This is a genomic window from Natronospirillum sp., assembly GCF_022565775.1.
In the GTDB taxonomy this organism is placed as follows: domain Bacteria; phylum Pseudomonadota; class Gammaproteobacteria; order Pseudomonadales; family Natronospirillaceae; genus Natronospirillum.
This window is the reverse complement of record NZ_JAIUMC010000010.1, coordinates 29,941-48,909: the sequence shown is the minus strand read 5'-3', so window position 1 is coordinate 48,909 and position 18,969 is coordinate 29,941. Positions and strand designations below refer to the sequence as shown.

The following is an 18,969-nucleotide window of genomic DNA, read 5'->3' as shown; positions in this document are numbered from 1 at the left end:
ACGCCCCCGGTCCAATTGACCTCCAACATTGGCTACAATTGCCCACGACGTTTGACTGACCATGAGAAAGGAGAATCGGATGCCCATAGTCACCATTCAACAGTCTCCCGGCCGAACAAAGGAACAGCGCCAGCTATTGATCAAGCGCATCACCGAGGCGTTTGAGGAAGCTTATGGCACCCGTTCGGAAGCCGTAACCGTCTTCATGCAGGACTTTGATGACGAGCACTGGGGTAAGGGCGGACTGCTTCATGCAGATCGGGAGAAGAGCTGACTTCAGGGGACGGGTAGTTTTCGGGGTTTCAGAATAGTGCCACCTGAGATGCAATGCGTGGCCAAGGGCCACAGCCTACAGGTCAAGATGCGTAGTCAGGGGCCACTGCCTAAAGGGGACAGTTGCGAAGTCGGCGTTTTCGACAGCGGCTTAGGGTCCTGGCTCACCGGGTACAGAGGCTATGATGGCATCCTCGCTGGTGACAGCGCGGATGGCGAGCAGGCGGGCGAGTTGTTGCTCGTTGTGCATGATATCGCGCAGGGTGTACCCGTCCAGTACGGCCAGGAAGGCGCGCAAAGCTTCATTGAGAACGCCCGTCATCGAGCAGGCATGCTGAATTCTGCATTCGCACTGATCGTGGAAGCATTCAGTCAGGTTCATGTCGGGCTCCATGTCTCTGATCAGGCGACCCAGCACAATATCTTCCGGTGGCTGGGCCAGACATAGCCCGCCGTTTTTGCCACGGATGCCGGACACATACCCTTTGGTCACCAATCGGTTCGCGACTTTCATCAGGTGATTGCGGGAGATGTCGTAGGTCTCCGAAATTTCGGCAATTGTGGACCGCTCACCATCTCGCAGGGCAAGATAAATGAGGGTTCTAAGGGCGTAATCGGTAAAGCGGGTCAGTTGCAATTGGCCACCCGTGGTATGGCCTTACTGGGCCTCTGCGCGCATTAGCGGCGCAGAGGGGATCCACGAAAAGCCAGTCAGTCCATAGATCGTCTGTAATGATTTCATTATATGGACTGGGCCCAGGATGAATACCCCTTTAGGGGTATATCTTGCTGTTTTCCGCAGTCAGGAAAAAGGTGCCTTAAAAGCCCTACAGGTATTTTTTCTGCTCCTCATCCTCTTCGCCGAAGGTGAGGCCCTCCTCGGTGCAGTGGTATTCCTTGATGGCCTTCTCGGCATCAAACGAATAGAGGTGGACGTCAAACCCCCACAGGCGGTGCAGGTGTTTCATGACCTCGTCGGTATCCTGGCTCAGGGGTTTGTTGTTGTCGCGAATGTGATGCAGCGTGATGGAACGATCACCCTCGACATCCACCTCGACAATCTGCAGGTTGGGCTCGCGACTGGCCAGGTTGTACTGATTGCCCAGAATCTGGCGAATGCGCTGATAGCCTTTGGCATCGTGAATGGCTGCCACTTCATATTCCGGAGACTCTTCCCGGTCGAAGATGGCGAAGAAATGAAAATCCCGAATCACTTTGGGTGACAGGTACTGCTGGATAAAGCTCTCGTCCTTGAAGTTCTGCATGGCAAAATGCAGGGTTTCCAGCCAGTCGCTGCCGGCTATGTCGGGGAACCACTCCCGATCCTCGTCATCGGGCTCTTCACAGATCCGGCGCAGATCGCGGAACATGGCAAAGCCCAGCGCATAGGGGTTGATGCCCGAATAGTAGGAGGCATCAAACGGCGGCTGAAACACCACCTTGGCGTGGTTATCGAGAAACTCCATCATGAAGCCGTCGGTTACCAGGCCGCGGTCATAAAGCTCGTTCATGATGGTGTAGTGCCAGAAGGTGGCCCAGCCTTCATTCATCACCTGCGTCTGGCGCTGCGGATAGAAGTACTGCGCCATCTTGCGCACGATACGCACGATTTCCCGCTGCCAGGTCGGCATGATGGGCGCATGCTTTTCAATGAAGTAGAGCAGATTTTCCTGCGGCTCCTGCGGAAATCGGCGCCGGGAACGGGTTTGCTGCTTTTCTTCCGACACCGGGATAGTCCGCCACAGCAAGTTGAGCTGCTGCTGCAGGTATTCTTCCCGCTCTGCCTGCCGGTCGGCTTCTTCGGCTGCTGAAATGGGCGAAGGCCGCTTGTAGCGATCCACACCATAATTCTGGATGGCATGGCAGCTGTCGAGCACCTGTTCGACCGCCTCGACACCATATTTCTGCTCACACCGGCTGACATACTCCCGGGCAAATACCAGATAATCGATAATGGCCGAGGCGTCGGTCCAGGAGCGGAACAGGTAGTTGTTCTTGAAAAAGGAGTTGTGCCCGTAGCAGGCATGGGCAATGACCAGTGCCTGCATGGTGATGGTGTTCTCTTCCATCAGGTAGGCTATACAGGGATCGGAGTTGATGACAATCTCGTAGGCCAGCCCCATCTGCCCGCGACGGTAACCCTGCTGGGTCTGCAAGAACTGCTTGCCGTAGGACCAGTGATGATACCCCAGCGGCATACCGACAGAGCTGTAGGCATCCATCATCTGTTCGGAGCTGATCACTTCGATCTGGTTGGGATAGGTATCCAGGCCGAAGTCGGCGGCAATCTTGGCGATCTGCCGGTCATACTCCCGAATCAGATCAAAAGACCAGTCGGGTCCTCGGGAGATCGGTTCCTGCGCGCGAGCTGCGGTCATGCTTCTCTCCTCTGGAACAGTTCCCGGAACACCGGATAGATTTCGGACTGGTCAAGAATCTGCGCCATTGCAAACCCTTCTTCATGGGCTGCCTTCACGTCTTCATAGGCATACCAGAGGTCCTGATGATCACGCGGGCTGATTTCTATGTAGGAGTAGTAATTCACCTTGGGCATGATCTCGTTCATCAGCAGATCGCGGCAGATGGGTGAGTCGTCACCCCAGTTGTCGCCATCCGACGCCTGCGCGGCATAGACGTTCCAGGCGGAGGTGGGATAGCGCTCTTTCATGATGTCCTGCATCAGGCGCAATGCCGACGATACGATGGTGCCGCCGGTCTCCCGGCTGTAGAAGAACTCTTCTTCGTCCACCTCTTTGGCGCTGGTGTGGTGGCGGATGAACACCACTTCTATGGTCTGATAATTGCGCCGCAGAAACAGATAAAGCAGCAGAAAGAACCGCTTGGCAATGTCTTTGGTGTTCTGCGTCATGGAGCCGGAGACGTCCATCAGGCAGAACATCACAGCGGCGCTCGAGGGCACCGGATGCTTTTCGTGCCGGTTGTAGCGCAGATCGAAATCGTCGATGAACGGCAACTTGCGCAGCTTCAGCTTCAACTCGGCCATCTCGGCTTCCAGTTTGCTGCGTTTGCGCTCGGTGGTCTCGCTGGTGCCCTTCATGCGCGCCAGTTGCTCTTCTATCTCGCGCACCCGGCGGCGTTTCTTGCCACCCAGTGCGATGCGGCGCGCGTGGGCATTTTTCAGCGAGCGCACGACGTTGATATTGGCCGGCACACCCTCGGTGCTGTAACCGGCCCGATGGCGCTCGAACTCCTGTGATTTTTTCAGATCCTTGCGCACCATGTTGGGCAGCGCCAGATCGTCAAACAGGAACTCGAGGAACTCGTCCTGACTGATGTAGAAGGTAAAGTCATCCAGTCCTTCACCATCCTTGCTGGCCTGGTTGCCCTTGCCTTTCCCCTGCCCGGATTGCGGTTTACGGATGCGGTCACCTTCCACAAACTCCTTGTTGCCCGGATGCACCATCTCGCGGTTGCCACCCTGGCCATGGCCGACGACGGGCTCATGCAGATCCTTGCTGGGGATACTGATCGACTCCCCTTTCTCCATGTCGGTAATGGAGCGCTTGTTGACGGCATCATTGACCGCCGCCTTGACATGCCGGCGATACCGTTCAAGGAAACGCCGACGGTTGACGGCACTTTTGTTCTTGCCATTCAGCCTGCGATCAATCACGTAACTGTTGATCATGACGTCCCCTTGATAACCTCAATCAGTGTGACAGTGCCCTACTGGTACTTGCGCACGCGCAGGTACCATTCAGACAGCAACCGTACCTGTTTCTCGGTATAGCCCCGGTCGACCATGCGGTCAACGAAGTCCTTGTGCTTCTTTTGATCCTCTTTCGAAGATTTCGGATTGAAGGAAATAACGGGCAACAGATCTTCCGTGTTGGAGAACATCTTCTTCTCGATCACGGCCCGCAGCTTTTCGTAACTCTGCCAGTTCGGGTTCTGACCGTTGTTGTTGGCCCGAGCCCGCAAGACAAAGTTCACGATTTCATTGCGGAAATCTTTCGGGTTGCTGATGCCCGCCGGCTTCTCGGTTTTCTCCAGCTCTTCGTTCAGCGCCTGTCGATCCAGCATCTCGCCGGTCTCCGGGTCGCGGTATTCCTGATCCTGAATCCAGAAGTCGGCATAGGTCACGTAGCGGTCGAAGATGTTCTGACCGTATTCAGAGTAGGACTCCAGGTACGCGGTCTGGATCTCCTTGCCGATAAAGTCGACATAGTCCGGTGCCAGGTACTCCTTCAGATAGCCGATATACCGCTCATGGACCTCTTGCGGGAACTGCGCCTGTTCAATCTGCTCTTCCAGCACATAGAGCAGATGCACCGGGTTGGCGGCCACTTCGGAAGCATCAAAGTTGAAGACCTTGGACAGAATCTTGAAGGCAAAGCGGGTCGAGAGACCGGTCATGCCTTCGTCGACACCGGCTGAGTCCTTGTACTCCTGGATCGATTTGGCCTTGGGATCGGTGTCTTTCAGGCTTTCACCATCATAGACGCGCATCTTGCTGTAGATACTGGAGTTTTCGGGTTCCTTCAGTCGCGACAAGACGCTGAACTGCGACAGCATGCGCAACGTGTCCGGCGCACAGGGCGCCTGACGCAGAGAGGAGTGCTCCAGCAATTTGCGATAGATCTGCACTTCTTCTGTTACCCGCAGGCAATAGGGCACCTTGACGATATAGATGCGGTCCAGGAAGGCCTCATTGTTCCGGTTGTTCTTGAAAGTCTGCCACTCGGATTCATTGGAGTGCGCCATGATGGTGCCGTTGAACGGGATGGCTGACATGCCCTCGGTGGCGTTGTAGTTGCCTTCCTGGGTTGCCGTGAGCAGCGGATGCAGCACCTTCAAAGGTGCCTTGAACATCTCCACGAATTCCATCAGGCCCTGGTTGGCCTTGCACAGTGCACCGGAGAAGCTGTAGGCATCCGGGTCATGTTGGGGAAATTCTTCCAGTTGGCGGATGTCCACCTTACCCACCAGAGAAGAGATATCCTGGTTGTTCTCGTCACCCGGCTCGGTCTTGGCAATGGCCACCTGATCGACAATCGACGGGAAGAGTTTGACTACCCTGAACTGGCTGATGTCACCCCCGTACTCGTGCAGGCGCTTGATTGCCCATGGCGACATGATGCCGCGCACATAGCGTGGTGGAATGCCGTAGCGCTCCTCAAGCAGCTCCGCATCCTCCAGGGGGTCAAAGAGGTTGAGCGGGCTTTCAAATACCGGGGAACCCTTGATGGCGTAGAAAGGCACCTGCTGCATCAGCGACTTCAGCCGCTCCGCCAGAGACGACTTGCCGCCCCCGACCGGGCCCAGCAGATAGAGAATCTGTTTCTTTTCTTCCAGGCCCTGGGCCGCATGCTTGAAGTAGCTGACGACCTGTTCGATAGGCTCTTCCATGCCGTAGAAGTCATCGAACGAGGGATAGCGCTTGATCACCTTGTTACTGAAGATGCGGCTCAGGCGCGCATCCCGGGAGGTATCAATTACCTCCGGTTCACCGATGGCCTTGAGCATGCGCTCGGGCGCCGTCGAGTAGGCCATAGGATCATCCTTGCAGAACTCCAGATACTCCTGCAAAGAATACTCTTCGTACTTTCTTGCCTCATAACGGCTTTTGAAATGGTTGAAGATATCCATACGAACCCCTGAATTGACCTGACCAAATAGTGTGGGCATGGATTGGCCAAGACTGCGGGTGCAGTACCAAACCAACCTGAAGGAGGCACGCAACAATCCCTGACTCAGACGCTGCATCCGCTCTCGCGGAAGACGATCGGCAACCGACTGTTGGCGAGGTCATCAGAGTGTGATGTGTACCTCCATCCTTGCTGCCTTCAGGACGACCCCTGCCGGGGCCTCCTGTAATGAGTTTAGTCCAGAGGCTGCCAAAGCAAAGTAATCTATTTGTTTTTACACTCCATTACAGACAACTGAAGCCCTGGCATGTAAGACACATTGCCGACGGGTGAACTTTTGCGTAACCGGTGTGTCATACCCCGCAATTAACATTCACTTCAATATCCAGAGTCTGTCCGGGCTGGCCCCGGGCCTGTCTGGTGGAAACCGAAGGAGCAGACCATATGGCTTCAGCCCACCTGAAAGATCTGGTGGCAGAGAACAAGAGCCTGCTGGTGCAACTGGCAGGCCTGTTGGACCGCATTCCGCGGACGCACTACGCGCTGGCAGCCGACGGCAGACAGTCCATCGGTCGGCATCTGCGCCACATCACCGATCATTACGCGGCTTTTCTGGCGGCTGTGGAAGCCCCTGCCGACTTCTCGCTGGACTATGAAACCCGGCAACGGGACCCTGCTCTGGAAACAGAACCCGACAAGGCACTGCAGGTCATCGATGCGCTCGTGGATGAGTTGGATCAGTTGCCGGAAAAGTGCCTGCAGCACCCCCTCAGGATGTGCTATCCCATGGCGGCTGATCCCGGCTCCGGCGAACCGGCAACAAGCATTGTGGAGGTCCCCACCTGTGCGCTGCGCGAGCTGGTCTTTCTGTCCAGCCACACGGTGCACCACATGGCGCTGATCAAGCCGCTGGCCGGGAAACTCAAGGTCAGGCTTCCGGACTCCTTTGGTGTTCATCCCTCGACGCTGCGCCACTGGGCAGGGATGGCCCCGCCCTTGAACTGCGGAGCCCGTTGAGTGGACGCCCTGACCTGGCAACTGGAGGCAAATCGCCTGAGCCTGAAGCTGAGCAGCCGCGATTCGGCAACGACTGGAGCTGCAGGTAAGGCGCAGCAGCACGGGCTCTTCGGCTGCACGGCCGATGGGCAGGCGCAACTGCTGACCACGCACGCCGGCATGACCTTCGGCCTGCTGATGTGCGTCGTTGATCGGGACCGGCACACTCCCGAGACAGCAGATCAAACAACGGGCACAGATCTGTTGGTCAGCCTCTCGTCCACCTCCGACCTGGCCCAAGTAGCAGACTGCTTGCAGCACAGGGACCTGCACGGACAGCCACCCTGGTCTCTGCTGGTATTTCAGGGGTTGCGCCCGCCCGTGCTCTGGCATTGGAACGGACAGGCTCTGCGCCAGATCATTGCGCCTTCGCCGCCGCTGAAGACACCCGGTGCCACTGCTTCAATGGCCGGTCTGGCGTACTGGTCGCAATTCCGCCGAAATAAAGACAGCCTGGCGCTGCAGGTCAACGGCGGCACGGCAACCATGACAACGCACAAGAACGGCCAATGCACCGAGCACCCGTTATCGCTGACGCTTCCCCAGCCCCAGATCCTGCAGGGGGCGAAGGCACCTCGCTTCGAACCCGGGCCCATTGATGTCTGCGGTCTGTTCGAAGAAAAGAACCCCGGACTTTACCGCAGCCTGCCGGCACTTGTGCCGCCGCTGCTGCGCTGGATAGCGCGTGAGAAGGTAATGAACGAGGGACTTTGGGACCTGCGTGATGTACCGAGTTACCAGTTTTCCGACCGGGTTCTGAACAGGCTGGGCGTGCGGGCCAGCCTGCACCCCCGGTCCTGCGCCCTGCCCCAGCCGGCGGAACGCCCGGTTTTTATCGCCAACCACCCGACCGGTGGGTACGACGGGGTCCTGCTGCTCGCCTGGCTGCTGCAGTACTATCCTCGGCTGCGCGTTGTCGTGACCGATGCCCTGTTGTCCGTGCCGCACTTGCGCCCCTTCCTGGTACCCGTCGACCGCTACCGTCAGGCACGCAGTTCAACCCTGAACGTCAAAGAGGCGTTCGCAAGTGACGACGCACTGCTGATTTTTCCGGCCGGCCGCACCGGACGCACACAGGAGGGCCGAATCGTGGATGCCCCCTGGCAAAAAATGCCGGTCACCCTGGCCCGCCAGTTTGAGCGACCGCTGGTGCCGCTGCATATCGAGGGACACCATTCCAGGGTGTTCAACCGGGTTGCGGCCCTGCGCCAGCGCTTCGGTATCAAGCTGAATCTGGAAATGTTGCTGCTGGCCCGGGATTTCATGAACCCGCCCTGTCGCCATTTTGTGCTGGCCGCCGGCAAACCGGTATCGGTAAGTGAACTGGAGCAGATGGGCGCGCGCGACGACGAACGCTTGAAAGCACTGCGCGATCAATATGAGTTGTTCGCAGAGCAGCTGCGCTGCCAACTTCACCCCCCTACCGCCGCCATTACGGGAGAGGTTCCGGTATGACTACATCCATTGCCCATGACATCAGGCATCAGCAAGACCCCTTCATGCCACCGGCGTTTGACGTTGCGGCCGAACTGGACCGCCGGCCCCCCCTGACCACCCTGCGCACCCTGCAGATCCATTGTTTCTTTGGCGACGAGTGCCCGCAGACCCTGCTGGCAATCGGCCGACTGCGCGAGCTGGGCTTCCAGTCTGCCGGCGCGGGCCGGGGTGTGGATATTGACCTGGATCGGCTGGATCGGGGGGATGGCTGCTATGGCCAGTTGCTGGCCTGGGACCCGGACAACCGGGAAATTGTCGCCATGTATCGCTTTCAGTTGGGCGAGCGGGCCACCACCCATGGTGATGCCCAGTTGCGCACCAGCACCCTGTTCGATTACAGCGACCGCTTTCGTGCCGAGTTGCTGCCCTACTGCATCGAGCTTGGACGCTCCGTGGTCAATCGCGCGGCAAGGCGCCAGAGCATGGGCTTCTTTGCCGTCTGGGCCGGGTTGGGTGCCCTGTTGCGACGCTATACATCGGTGGCCTATTTCTTTGGCAACGTATCACTGTATGAAACCATGGACCTGACCGGACGCGACCTGCTGATTGCCTGGCTGGAGAAGCATTATCGACCGCAGGAAACACTGCTCAGGGCCCGCGACGGGCTGCGCCATGTGCCGGCACTGTCGACATCGGACCTGACGGCTGTCGAGCCGGGACAGGAGGACACACCGGAAAACCGTATCCAGTACCTGCGCTCACTGCTCGCCGAGCAGGGCGAAAAGATCCCACCGGTGATGCAGTCCTATATGGCGCTGTCCAACGGCATCTGGTGCGGAGAAACCGTATTCGATGCCGATTTTGGCGATGCGCTGGAGATCGGCATCATCGTACCGGTGGCCACCATCAACGACAGCATTCGCCAGCGCTTTATCAACGCCACCTGAGTGTCAGACCGTGGCCAGGCGAACGGTCTTGCCCGGCGCAACCGCCAGAGTGCGTTGATCCAGGGCCACGTTTACCGTACCCGGGTTGCGCTCCTGCGCCTCGACCACCAGCCCCTCGTCATCCAGGGTAACCCAGAGATGGTTGTCCCGGTACGTCAGCGGGAACCTGAGCCGCTGCCAGGGTGTTGGCAAGTGGGGCTGAAAATGCAACGTATTGTCATGGATCTCGAAGCCGGAAAAACCGCGCACGATCACCTGCCAGATGCCGCCACAGGCGGCCGTATGAATGCCGCCCAGAAACGATCCGCCGCTCATCACCTTCTTGCTGCGGCTGTACAGGTCAATGGTTGCGGCCTCCTTGAAATACCGCCAGGCCTCATCCTGCAGGCCCGCCTTGGTGGCAATCAGTGCATGTACCGACGGGCTCAGTGACGAGCCGTGCTCGGTGCGGGGCTCATAGTAGCCGTAGTTGGCGCGCAGCACCTCGGGCGAGAAGTCATCCACCAGCGCGAACAACTGCAGCAGGTCAGCCTGCTTGAGCACCTGTGCGTGCACGGCAATACCGTTGGGCCAGCCCCAGTACTCACTGGGATCGATCAACCGCTCGCGCAGCGTGTCTGGCGTAATGTCTTCCAGGTTAAAGAAGCCGTCAAACTGCTCTATCAGCAGCGTTTCCGAATCTGGCTTGGGCAGGTAGAGGCGATTAAGGATGTCCTGCCAGTAGTCGACCTCCTGATCGGTCAGGTCAATGGCCGCACGCAATTCAGTCAGCCGTTGCGGTGAACGCTCTGTCATCTGCCGATACAGCGTCAACGCCTTGTCCAGCGCAAAATGGCTCAGATAGAGGGTATAGGCGTTGTTGTCCACATTCTCATGATACTCGTCCGGCCCCAGCAGGCGGATCAGCTCGTACCGGTCAAGGTCGACCCGCAGATGAACCCGGGACCCCAGGAAGCGGGCGATCTCGAAGGCCATTTCGGCGCCGCAGCGCTCGATAAAGTCCCAGTCGCCAGTGGCTTCGTAATACAGCCAAAGGGCATAGGTGATGTCCGGCGAAATGTGAATCTGCCAGCAGTTGAAATGATTGCGGATCGGCCGCCCGGTCAGCACATCGGTAAAGAAAAAATCGGGAAACAGCTCGTCACCCGTCTTGCCACTGGTCCAGGCATAGTAGGCCCCCTGATAACCCAGCCTCTCGGCCTTGCGTCGGGCACCGTCCAGCGTGTCGTAGCGGTACTCCAGTATGCGCCGCGCCAGCTCCGGCTGAGTATACAGATACATGGGCAGGTTGAAGGTCTCCTGGTCCCAGAAGGCCGCTCCCTGATACACCTGACACGACAGCCCCCGCGCCCCGACGGGCAGCCGTGCATGTGACGGCGTGTGTATGATGTTGTGAAATACATTGAAGCGGGCCAGCAACTGGCTCTCCAGATCGCCCTCGATCTGTATATCGCTGACCGCCCAAATGCGCTCCCAGCAACTTCGATGCGCGGCCAGCAAGGCATCAAAACCGGTATTCCGTGCACGCTCGACAGTCGCAACTGCGCCGGCCTGCGGGTCTGTCACGCCATTGCTGTGCTGAATGCTGGCGTACTTCTCAAACACCAGGCTGTCTCCGGCGCGCAGTTGAAAGGTCATCTCACGCAGCACACGGCGCTCGACCTGACGCAGTGTCGTATGCACAGGCACACTGCCCTGCACGGTCATGTCCTCAGCCACCCGAATCAGGGTGTCGTACTCTACTGTGCGCACATCCATCGCGATCAGGTCTGCCGTGTCGCCCAGTGTATGTGCTTCCTGTGAGCGGAAATGCTCGCCACTGATACTCCAGACGCGGCCATCAATCCCGGTCAGCACACTGATTTCCGCGTCCTCTTCAACGGTCAGGCGGTAGCGCATGACCAGCAGATGAATATCGTCATAGGAGGCGAACTTTTCCTCCTCTATCGTGACCGGTCCACCATCGCGCCCCTGCCAGGTAGATCGGCGCGAAAAGAGACCGCAACGCAGATCCATGGCACGCTCGTAAGCCAGCGTCTTGCCGGAGAAAGCCGACAGGGTTTCGCCATTGACCCGCACCTGGAAATACAAAGGATTCGGCACATTGCACAACTCGGTCAGCCGCCCAGGCTCCGCAGTATCCCAGGTGTCGGTGACCACACAGGCCACATAGTGCTCGGCATCCCACTCGGCAAAGGTACCCCGATAACCCATATAGCCATTGCCGACCATGAAGTTGCTGCCCGTCGTGACGATCTGCTCCGGGTCGAAAGTTCGCTCGTAGAACTCCCAGCCCGTATCGGTCTGCAGGTGGTTACTCAGTTGCATGACATCTCCCGGTTCTGAAGGCTGTAGGCGGTCGGCACACGCGATGCTATGGTTGCATCCCTGTCGCAGGCTTTCGTGTCTGCGCGCGCCGGCCGCGGCTATGCATTCGATTGCATTAACGGTTGACCGCGATTGTACACCATTGATTGATGATAGGAACTGCCATGCCTGACCAACACCCAATGATGCCGTTCGAGCAGGCCCGGGAGCGGCTGCTGGCTGCGCTGAAACCCCTGGGCAAGCACCAGACAGTCAACCTGACTGAGGCCTGTGCAAAAACCCTGGCCACAGACCTGAGAGCCCCGGTCAGCTTGCCTCCGGCAGCTAATTCGGCTATGGATGGCTTTGCCCTGGCTACCGACAGCAGTGTCGGTGCCCCCGCTGACAGCCGGTTCAAGCTGCGTGGAGAGGCGCTGGCCGGGCAGCCCTGGCAGGGTAAGCTGGCGCCCGGCGAAGCGATCAGAATCATGACCGGTGCCGTAGTGCCAGCCGGAGCCAACACGGTAGTCATGCAGGAAAACACCCATCTCGATCAAGACCTGCTGACGCTGACCCATGACTGCCCGCCCGCCAACAATATTCGCCCGACCGGAGACGACATTCAGGCCGGAGAGACGGTATTCAAGGCCGGCCGACGGCTCCAGGTCGCTGATCTGGCGCTGCTGGGCGCACTCGGCTTCAGCGAGGTGCCGGTTATCCGGTCATTGCGCGTGGCTCTTCTGGCAACCGGTGATGAACTGCGCAGTGCCGGCGAGACCCTGCAGCCGGGAGATATCTATGAAAGCAACCGATTGGCCGTGTCGCTGCTGGTGCGCCATGAACCCATTGAGCTCACCGATCTGGGCATAGTGCGTGATGACCCGGACTCCCTGCGTAGGGTTATGCAGAGCGCCATGACCCATCACGACGTGGTGGTGTCAACGGGTGGGGTCTCGGTCGGGGCCGCTGACTACACACGGGATATTCTGCAGGAGCTGGGTGACATCGACTTCTGGAAAGTGGCCATGAAGCCGGGCAAACCGGTGGCGTTCGGCAGGTTGGGTGGCGGCTGGTTCTTTGGCCTGCCGGGGAATCCGGTATCGGCGCTGGTAACCGCTCACCAACTGCTGATACCCGCGCTGCAGAGCCTGGCCGGGCAGTCCGTGCACCCTCCGCTGACCCTGACGGCAGAGGCAGCGGAAGCCTTTCGCAAGAAACCCGGTCGACTGGATTTCCAGCGCGCCTGGCTGTTACAGCAGCAGGACAGTTCGGGCCGATGGGTGCATCACGTTCGCCCGGCACCCGGGCAGGGGTCGCACATGCTGTGGTCGCTCAGTCAGGCCAATGCCTATTGTGTGCTGCCTGCGGAGGCCGGGGATGTGGCGCCGGGCGACCCGGTCACGGTGGTGCCATTTGACGGGGCTTTGCGGGTGTAGGCATGCGCGGCCAAGGCCGGCGCCTACAGATGTTCCTCAACTGCTTTCGGTCACCTGCGGCAGTATGCCCTGAAGTACCTGTTCGCTCTGCGCCTCTTCGAGATAGGATTCGTTCAGAGAAATCGCCTGATGCAGCGACTGAATGGCTTCTTCGGTGCGCTCCATCATGGCGTAGGCGCAGGCCAGTTGATAATAGGCGTGGGCGTAGTCCCGGTCGGCACCCAGCGCCAGCTGACAAAGATTGATCGCCCACTGCGGCTCATTCAGATCCAGCACGGCATCAGCCTTGTAGGTCAGCGCCTCGGCATCACGAGGCCGGATGGCCAGGATCTGGTCATAGATCGAAATACGCGTCGGTATGCTGCGCTCCTGACTGGCGCGCAGCCACAGCGCATGAATTTCGTTGGTGCGCTCGATCTCGTCCGCATTCACCTCGATCTGGTGACTGGTCTTCGCCAGATCCTGCTCCAGATCGGCCAGTCGCTGCTCATACTGCTGGATCACCTGGCCAATCTCCGACTTGGCCTGCTTGCGCACGGACAACCGGATATCGCGCAATGATTTCCATCCGGCGATAATCAGCACAGACGACGCGGCGGCGATAAGGTAGAAGAAATAGGTCACCGTGTCCGTGGTATAGGACATGGCCCGATCCATGGTACTCAACTGACGGTCGGTCAACTGCTCGGTCATACGCACCTGAGTCTGGGCAAGCTCCATGCGCAGGCTGCGGATTTCATCCATCAGATAGCGCTCGATAAAGGGCGAATACAGGGGTTCGTCCAATTGCTCGACCTGGCGGCGGAGTGCCCGCTCTTCTTCCGGAGACTGATACAGGCTGCTGTCGAGCTCAAGCCCGGTACCCGGCTCAAAACCCTGCCCTGAAACGAGACTGGCCGCCCCGAAGGCGGCCAGCAACAGACTTGCGGACAGAATGATTCCTGTCAGGCTGCGCATATGGCGTACTCATGATTATGTGGTTCGATAAGAGCTCCATGGAGTGCCTTGACGGACTCCACGTACTTATCTTCTTCCACAATAATCTGAATGTCCACCTGTCGCATGCCCTGGTGAATGGCCAGTACATTGATTTGCCGGTCAGCCAGAGATTGAACCGTCTTGGCCAGCAAGCCGGTAACCTCCATATCACTGCCGATAGCTGACACAACGGCCACTTTCTTCGACGTGATCTGCGCCGAAGGAATCCGCTCATTGAAGTTTTCAGCCACCTTCTTGGCGGTCTTCAGACTGCAATCCACATAGGCGGTCAGGGTGTTGGCGTTGGAGTCCCGACCCAGTACCCGCAATTTGAAGCGCTTGATCATGTCCTGCAGACGCTCTTCATAGCGCGACCGCTCACCTACCATGTCCTGATCGAAGATCTGGATGGCCAGCAGGTGCGGCTGCCCGGCAATTATTTCCACGCGTGGTGTTTCGCTGGTGTAGTCACGGGTGATCAGGGTGCCCGTATGCTCTGGCTCGAAGGTATTCTTGACGCGTAACGGAATATCCCGCTGTCGCATCCCCTTGGCTGCCTTGGGGTGAATGGCTTCCATACCCAGATTGCTGAGCTGGTCTGCTACGTCATAGTTGGTACGACCGATCGGCACCACTTTGCCATCGCCAACCACTTTCGGGTCGGCACTGCTCAGGTGATACTCCTTATGGATGATGGCTTCATCGACATCGAGTTCGCAGGCAATGGTGGCAAAGGTTATTTCGCTGTAGCCCCGGTCAAAGGTGCGCATCAGACCTTCGGTGCAGTGCGCATAACCCGTGACAATGGGCAGCTCACTGTCGACCTGTATGTCGCGAAAGGCGTCGCTGATCCGCTCGACAAGGTTGAGCTCGCGCTCATCCCGCCAGCCGGTCAGGTCGACAAAGCGGGCGTTGATGCCTTCCAGTTGCAGCAACTGGGTCATGTTGTAGGCACTGTGTGCCTCACCCAGTGACGCCAGCAACTCACGCACCGTCAACAGGTGCTCATCAAGCCGAAAATGCCCGTAGCTGCAAAGGCGCTGCAGATCAAGCAAACAGCTGCGCACACCCTCTACCCGCTCGCGCACGAACTGGTCAGCTTGCTGCAACAGCGGGGTGTCTTCAAACAGCTTGGCGTTGATCTCGCACAAGTGCTGGCTGACTCGAGTCAGGGCATCGCCCCAGGCCCAGTCGGAGTCATCGTTGGCAAACAGCTCGTAGACACCCGGCTCGCCGGTTTTCTTGTGTTCGAGCAGCAGATTGGTCACGCCACCATAGGCCGATACCACAAACACGCGATTGTAGAGGCGCGCAGGATCATACTTGATGATATTGTCGCGCACTCTCTCGAACTCGCTCATCGAGGTGCCGCCGATCTTCTCTACGCTGAGTCGGCTGGTAACCGACTCGCTGTTATTATCCTGTTGGGCAGACTCTTCTTCACTCATTGCACTCACTCCTCCGTGCATCAACCGCCGTCTTTGCGGCCATTGATGCCTGTCTGTTCTCACTGACCATGATAGCTCAAATTGATGACCGGTCAGTGACGGGTCGCCAGAATTACCATTCACTGGCAAAAATCAAAGAGGCTACTTGCGTAGCCCCTCTTGAACCTGCCCTGACCGTATCACAGTCAGCCTGATCTGCTTGCCGGTTCAGGCCGCAGATCTGTCGCTAGCGGTCAGGTTCTGCTCGGCAATGGCGGCCTGCAGAATATCCAGACCCCGGTCAAGCTCTTCCTGCGTAATAATGAGCGGCGCCAGACACTTGACCACTTCATCTTCCGGGCCACTGGTTTCGATGATCAGGCCCTTCTCGAAACACCGGGCCGTGATGGCGGAGGCAATGTCGCCGTTCGGGCACTGCAGGCCGGACATCATACCGCGGCCTTTCAGGAACAGCGGCGTGCCCTTGGCCATGGCTTCCAGACGAGTGCGCAGGTGCTTGCCTTTGGCCTGTACCGACTCGGCGAACTTGAGGTCACCCCAGTAATGCTCCAGAGCGGCCCGGGCAGTGATAAACGCATGGTTGTTGCCGCGGAAGGTACCGTTGTGCTCACCCGGTTCGAACTTGTCCAGTTCAGGGCGAATCAAGGTCACCGCGAACGGCAGGCCATAGCCACTGAGTGACTTGGACAGGGTAATGATGTCGGGCTCGATACCACTGGACTCGAAGCAGAAGAAGGTACCGGTGCGTCCGCAACCTGCCTGAATGGCATCGGCAATCAGCAGAATATCGTGCTTGCGACAGATGCTCTCGAGGCGCACCAGCCATTCGTCAGAGGCGGCGTTCAAACCACCTTCACCCTGTACCACTTCGACAATGACAGCGGCAGGCAGGTCAAGACCCGAGCTGTTGTCATTCAGCATCTTCTCGAACAGTGCCAGACCGTCCACACCTTCCATATAGTTTTCAAAGGGCAGGCGGAACACGCCATCCAGCGGCATGCCTGCACCCTGACGGTGGTGCTGATTGCCCGTAGCGGCCAGCGCACCCATCGACACACCGTGGAAACCATTAGTGAACGACACAATAGTATGGCGGCCGGTTACCTTGCGGGCCAGCTTGAGGGCTGCCTCGACGGCGTTGGTGCCAGTAGGCCCGGGGAACATCACCACGTGGTTCAGACCACGGGGTTCCAGAATGACCCGCTGAAAGGTTTCCAGAAAGCGGGCCTTGGCATCGGTGTGGAAGTCCAGGCCGTGGGTCACACCGTCACTTTCGATGTATTCCAGCAGGGCCTTCTTGAGCACGGGGTTATTGTGACCGTAGTTCAGGGTTCCGGCGCCAGCCAGGAAATCCAGGTACTCTTTCCCGTCTACGTCGGTCATCACTGAACCGCGTGCTGTCTTGAATATGGACGGCACGCTCCGGCAATAAGACCGGACATTGGATTCAACGTCTTTAAAGATTCCCATGGTATTTTCCTCCTGGCCTATTTGAATGGGCCGATTGTGTATAGGTACTCGGTATCGTGCTGTCCGGCAAAATGGACTTCACGAGTGAAAAAGGGTTCGTTGGTGATGCCGGTTGAACGACGCTCGGCCAACTTGGTGAAGACCCGCTTTGACGCTTCATTGTCGTCAGTGATGGTGGTCTGCAACTGGGTGACAGCAGAGCAGGCCGGCAGCGCCAGCGCCTGGTGGATCATTCGCTGCGCCAGGTTCTGGCCACGAGCCGCAGCGGCGACGGCAATCTGCCACAGAAAATAGGTGTCGGGCTGACGGGGCAGAATATAGCCAGAGACAAATCCGACCAGCTCATCATCCATCCACGCGGCCACACAGGTGTCACCAAAATGACTGCATTGCAACAGGTTGCAGTAGCGGGAATTCGTGTCCAGCGGTGGGCAGTTGGCGATCAGATCCGATACAAGCGGACCGTCTTCAGGATTCGGGGTACGCAGCGTTATCTGTTTGTCCATGAATAAATTTGGGCAGTTCTTCTGCTTCAGTTAGGGCAAACAGTTTAGCGCCCAATCATTTCATGTCAAACGATTTCAGTTCATCACTAAGGTAATTGAGAGGAATCTTGAGTCTCTGAAATCAGCCATGAAAACGTGAAATGCGCCTGTAATGCCCATATTACGGGGCTTAAATAAAAGAACAGGCCATAGGCAGACAAGACTCAGAAGCCAAAACTCCATAGAACACTAAGCAATTGCAAACTCTGTTCATTTCGAGTACAAATAATTAGACGTGATACGAGTTGCGCCACGCCGAGGAGATCTCATGAACGAAGAAAAGCACCGCGAGGTCATCGCATCCATCCGCCGCATCATTCGGGCGACCGATGTGCATTCCCGGCAACTGGTGAAGTATTCCGGCATGACTTCGGCACAGATTCTGATCATGCATGCCATCGGTTCGGAGCGTTTTCACAACACGTCGAAGATTGCCGAAGAGGTGGCCCTGAGCCCGGCTACGGTAACCAACATCGTTGAGCGGCTTGAGCACCGCAATTACATCGAGCGCCAGCGCGACGAGCGGGACAAGCGGAAAGTGAACCTTTGGCTCACCGACAAGGGACGGGAAGTGCTGAACAACGCGCCGACCCTGCTCCAGCAGAGTTTTGTCGAGCGCTTTGATCGGCTGGAATCATGGGAGCAGAACATGATTGTGGCGGCACTGCAGCGCGTTGCCGGCCTGATGAATGCGGAAGGCCTGGATGCATCGCCGGTACTGGATGTGGGCATCCTTGCCCGTCACGATTGACCACTCGGGACACTAGGGCTGCAGGCGGTTGATTGTCCAGCTTCCCAATTCGAGTGTGTACACCAGCCGGTCGTGCAAACGGCTGCGGCGACCCTGCCAGAACTCCAGGCGCTCCGGCACCACACGAAAGCCTCCCCAATGTTCCGGTAACGGCACGGGCTGGTCTTCCGGAAATCTTGCTTCGGCTTCCGCAAACTGCTTTTCCAGACTGCTTCGTGACTCAATAGGCTGACTTTGTCGGGATGCCCAAGCGGCAACCTGAGAGCCCCGGGGCCGCGACTGGAAATAAGCCTGCGCCTCTTTGGCCGGCACCTGCTCTGCCTCACCGTAGACAATGACCTGCCGCTCTATGGGGTGCCAGGGAAAGTGCAGGCACACTTTAGGATTGGCCTGCAGTTCCCGCGCCTTGCGGCTTTGCAGGTTGGTATAAAACACAAAGCCCTGCTCATCCGCATGCTTCAGCAACACCATCCGCTGACTGGGCCAGCCGCCCTCACCGACTGTGGCCACCACCATGGCCGAGGCGTCCGGGCTGAAGCCCGCCTCCCGGGCGTCGGCGAACCAGGCGTCAAACTGGCGAAACGGCGATGCATCCAGATCCTTGATATCAAGCTCACCCTGGGAATACTCCCGGCGCATGTCATGCAGGTCCATAAATTCTGTTCTCCGATTGGGCTGATAAACGCTTAGCAGTACGCGACTGAGCCACAAG

General features: G+C 58.1%; 16 protein-coding genes. 6 read left to right on the top strand and 10 right to left on the bottom strand.

Translation table 11 applies throughout. The features are described from left to right. The first annotated feature begins 61 nt into the window (after positions 1-61). Complete coding sequence (locus tag LAT62_RS04160; RefSeq protein WP_293379398.1) at positions 62-274, top strand: 4-oxalocrotonate tautomerase family protein; 213 nt, start codon at positions 62-64, stop codon at positions 272-274. A 150-nt stretch (positions 275-424) separates the two neighbouring features. On the opposite strand, the gene LAT62_RS04155 is transcribed toward LAT62_RS04160, so the two are convergent. The 4 genes from LAT62_RS04155 to LAT62_RS04140 form a co-directional block, all read right to left on the bottom strand. Then, positions 425-910 (bottom strand): Rrf2 family transcriptional regulator, encoded by a 486-nt coding sequence (locus LAT62_RS04155; protein ID WP_293379396.1) that lies wholly within the window; start codon positions 908-910, stop codon positions 425-427. 190 nt (positions 911-1,100) lie between these two features. Then, a complete protein-coding gene (locus LAT62_RS04150) occupies positions 1,101-2,651 on the bottom strand; it encodes a SpoVR family protein (RefSeq protein WP_293379394.1) in 1,551 nt (516 codons plus the stop codon). Then, on the bottom strand, positions 2,648-3,922 hold the full coding sequence (locus LAT62_RS04145; protein ID WP_293379392.1) for a YeaH/YhbH family protein: 1,275 nt from the start codon (positions 3,920-3,922) through the stop codon (positions 2,648-2,650). Before LAT62_RS04145 ends, LAT62_RS04150 begins: the two co-directional genes overlap by 4 nt. 38 nt (positions 3,923-3,960) lie before the next feature. Then, positions 3,961-5,883 carry a PrkA family serine protein kinase gene (locus LAT62_RS04140; protein ID WP_293379431.1) on the bottom strand — a complete coding sequence of 641 codons (1,923 nt, stop codon included), beginning with the start codon at positions 5,881-5,883 and terminating at the stop codon, positions 3,961-3,963. Positions 5,884-6,326: 443 nt separating this feature from the next. Here LAT62_RS04140 and LAT62_RS04135 point away from each other — a divergent pair, with 443 nt between their 5' ends. From LAT62_RS04135 to LAT62_RS04125, 3 genes are read left to right on the top strand one after another with little or no spacing between them, the layout of a single operon-like run. Next, on the top strand, positions 6,327-6,899 hold the full coding sequence (locus tag LAT62_RS04135) for a DinB family protein (RefSeq protein ID WP_293379390.1): 573 nt from the start codon (positions 6,327-6,329) through the stop codon (positions 6,897-6,899). After that, positions 6,900-8,393, top strand: coding sequence for a 1-acyl-sn-glycerol-3-phosphate acyltransferase (locus LAT62_RS04130; RefSeq protein WP_293379388.1), 1,494 nt, complete (start codon positions 6,900-6,902; stop codon positions 8,391-8,393). It abuts the gene before it with no gap. Continuing rightward, positions 8,390-9,322 carry a GNAT family N-acyltransferase gene (locus LAT62_RS04125; protein ID WP_293379386.1) on the top strand — a complete coding sequence of 311 codons (933 nt, stop codon included), beginning with the start codon at positions 8,390-8,392 and terminating at the stop codon, positions 9,320-9,322. The genes LAT62_RS04130 and LAT62_RS04125 overlap by 4 nt, the downstream gene beginning before the upstream one ends. Positions 9,323-9,325: 3 nt before the next feature. Here LAT62_RS04125 and LAT62_RS04120 read toward each other — a convergent pair whose 3' ends face one another. Then, positions 9,326-11,650: a glycosyl hydrolase family 65 protein gene (locus tag LAT62_RS04120; protein WP_293379384.1), complete on the bottom strand. Its 2,325-nt coding sequence runs from the start codon at positions 11,648-11,650 to the stop codon at positions 9,326-9,328. 164 nt (positions 11,651-11,814) lie between these two features. Between LAT62_RS04120 and glp the strand changes: the two genes are divergently transcribed. After that, a complete protein-coding gene (glp, locus tag LAT62_RS04115) occupies positions 11,815-13,065 on the top strand; it encodes a gephyrin-like molybdotransferase Glp (protein ID WP_293379382.1) in 1,251 nt (416 codons plus the stop codon). 36 nt (positions 13,066-13,101) lie between these two features. Here the strand turns inward: glp and LAT62_RS04110 are convergent, their stop codons facing one another. From LAT62_RS04110 to ectA, 4 genes are all read right to left on the bottom strand, one after another. After that, positions 13,102-14,022, bottom strand: a complete 921-nt coding sequence (locus tag LAT62_RS04110) for a tetratricopeptide repeat protein (RefSeq protein WP_293379380.1) — start codon at positions 14,020-14,022, stop codon at positions 13,102-13,104. Next, positions 14,010-15,491, bottom strand: a complete 1,482-nt coding sequence (locus tag LAT62_RS04105; protein WP_293379378.1) for an aspartate kinase — start codon at positions 15,489-15,491, stop codon at positions 14,010-14,012. Before LAT62_RS04105 ends, LAT62_RS04110 begins: the two co-directional genes overlap by 13 nt. Positions 15,492-15,698: 207 nt before the next feature. After that, entirely contained in the window at positions 15,699-16,961 is a 1,263-nt protein-coding gene (gene ectB, locus LAT62_RS04100; protein ID WP_293379376.1) for a diaminobutyrate--2-oxoglutarate transaminase, read from the bottom strand. A 17-nt stretch (positions 16,962-16,978) separates the two neighbouring features. Then, the gene (gene ectA / locus LAT62_RS04095; RefSeq protein ID WP_293379374.1) at positions 16,979-17,467 is read right to left on the bottom strand and encodes a diaminobutyrate acetyltransferase; all 489 of its coding nucleotides are present in this window, start codon (positions 17,465-17,467) and stop codon (positions 16,979-16,981) included. A 307-nt stretch (positions 17,468-17,774) separates the two neighbouring features. On the opposite strand from ectA, the gene LAT62_RS04090 reads away from it, so the two are divergent. Next, the gene (locus LAT62_RS04090; RefSeq protein ID WP_293379372.1) at positions 17,775-18,257 is read left to right on the top strand and encodes a MarR family transcriptional regulator; all 483 of its coding nucleotides are present in this window, start codon (positions 17,775-17,777) and stop codon (positions 18,255-18,257) included. A 12-nt stretch (positions 18,258-18,269) separates the two neighbouring features. On the opposite strand, the gene pdxH is transcribed toward LAT62_RS04090, so the two are convergent. Beyond that, positions 18,270-18,911, bottom strand: a complete 642-nt coding sequence (gene pdxH / locus LAT62_RS04085; protein ID WP_293379370.1) for a pyridoxamine 5'-phosphate oxidase — start codon at positions 18,909-18,911, stop codon at positions 18,270-18,272. Positions 18,912-18,969 lie beyond the last annotated feature (58 nt).